The 2,250-nt window shown below is 71.7% G+C and carries 1 protein-coding gene; it reads left to right on the top strand.

Annotated elements, in window-relative coordinates:
* A partial coding sequence (locus ABD848_RS24770; RefSeq protein WP_344977593.1) for an AMP-binding protein occupies positions 1-2,250 on the top strand: 2,250 nt, incomplete at both ends.

The raw sequence follows: 2,250 nt of genomic DNA, 5'->3' as shown, positions 1-2,250 counted from the left end.
CACGAACCCCCCCACGGCGACCTCGAACACCACATCGCCACCATCTGGACCGACCTCCTCAACACCCCCACCATCAGCCGCCACGACAGCTTCTTCACCCTCGGCGGCGACAGCCTCCTCGCAACCCGGCTGCTCAGCAGGATGCGGGAGGCCGGTATCACGGGCGGTGGGCTACGAACCCTGTTCTCCCGGCCCACGCTGGCCGGCTTCTGCGCTTCCCTGACCCAGGAGGAGCCGACCGAGCGGCCGGTGGAACTGGTGGCCGACCCCGAGCACCGGTTCGACCCCTTCCCGCCCACCGAGATCCAGCGGGCCTACTGGCTGGGCCGCACGTCGGACTTCGCCCTCGGCGGGGTGGGGTCGCACTGGTACTGGGAGTTCGACGGGCGCGACGTGGACCTGGAGCGCCTCCAGCGGGCCTGGAACCACCTCATCGCCCGACACGACATGCTTCGAGCGGTCTTCGACGCGAACGGCTGGCAGCGCGTCCAGCCGACCGTGCCGTCCTACACCATCGAGGTCACCGAGGTCGGAGCCGCCGAGGAGGACAAGGCGCTGACCGAGATGCGCGAGAGCCTCTCGGAACGGGTCCCCGACCCCTCGCACTGGCCGCTGGTGGAAATCCGCGCGGTGCGCTGCGAGGACCGCACGAGGATCGCCTTCAGCTTCGACTACATCGTGCTCGACGCGCTCAGCATCCTCACGGTGTTCATCGAGCTGTCGGCGCTCTACGACGACCCCGACACGGCGCTGCCCCCCATCGGCGTCACCTTCCGCGACTACGTGTCGTCGGTGGCGCCCACCCCCGAAGAGCTCACGGCCGCCTGGGACTACTGGGGCGACCGGCTGGCCGATCTGGCGCCGGCCCCACAACTGCCGCTACGCACCGACCCCGCCACACTGACCCGCCCCCGGTTCGTACGGCGCGAGGCCCGTCTCAACGCCGACCAGTGGCAGGGGCTCAAGGATCGGGCCCGCCACCACGGGGTGACGCCGGTGAGCGTGCTGGCCACCGCCTTCGCCGAGGTGCTGGCCCGGTGGAGCGCCGCCCCCGAATTGACGCTGAACTTCACCTTGTTCGACCGCCGCGACGTCCACCCCGACATCGGGCGTGTGGTCGGTGACTTCACCTCCCTGATGCTGGTCGAGTCGCGGCCGGAGGACGGCGAGACCTGGCTGGCCGCGGTGCGCCGCACCCAGCACCAGGTCTGGTCCGACATGGAACACCGGGCGGTGTCGGCGGTCGAGGTGCTGCGCGAGCTGAACCGGCGCGAGGGCGGAGCCGGAGCGGGCATGCCGGTGGTTTTCACCAGCGCGCTGGGACTCTCCGACGAGCTGGTCAACCTCACCACCGGCTTCGGCGAGCAGGTGTGGGGGCTGTCGCAGACCCCGCAGGTGTGGCTGGACAACCAAGTGCTGGAGCGCGGCGGCGAGCTGTCCTTCAACTGGGACGCGGTCGAGGAGCTGTTCCCCGAGGGCGTGCTCGACGCCATGTTCGACGCCTACCGGCGCCTGCTCGACTGGGCCTGTACCGCGGACTGGTCGCAACCGGCCCCTGACCTGCTGCCGCCGACCCAACGCGCGGTGCGCGAGCGGGTCAACGCGACCGAGGGCCCCCATGACCGGCGGCCCTTGCACTCCTCGTTCTTCGAGCACGCCTCCCAGCGGGCGGGCACGCCCGCGCTGCTGTGGGGCGACGACGGACGGCTGGACCACGACGCGCTGGCCGAGGCGGCGTTGCGGGTGGCGGGGGCGCTGCGCGAGCGCGGCGTGGGCCCGGGAGACCCGATCGGGGTGAGCCTGCCCAAGGGCCCCGAGCAGATCACCGCCGTCCTGGGCGTCCTGGCCGCCGGCGCGACCTATGTCCCCGTGGGCGTCGACCAACCGGCCGCCCGCCGCGACCGGATCTACGACCGGGCGGGAGTGCGGCTGGTCCTGACCGATCATGAGCCCGACGACGGGGTGGCCGCCCCGGCGGCGCCCACGCTGCCCGTAACCGCCGCGCTCACGGGGGAGCCGCTGGCGGCTCCGGTGGCCGTCTCCGACACCGACCTGGCCTACGTGATCTTCACGTCGGGCTCCACCGGCGAGCCCAAAGGCGTCGAGATCAGCCATGGGGCGGTGGTCAACACCATCGACGACATCAACGAACGCTTCGGGGTCGGCCCCGAGGACCGGTCGCTGGCCCTGTCGGCTCTGGACTTCGACCTGTCGGTCTACGACCTCTTCGGCCCCCTGTCAGCCGGCGGC

The sequence above is a fragment of the Salinactinospora qingdaonensis genome (assembly GCF_039539445.1).
Lineage (GTDB): Bacteria > Actinomycetota > Actinomycetes > Streptosporangiales > Streptosporangiaceae > Salinactinospora > Salinactinospora qingdaonensis.
Note: the sequence above shows the minus strand (reverse complement) of the source record. Positions and strands in the feature narration are given on the sequence as shown.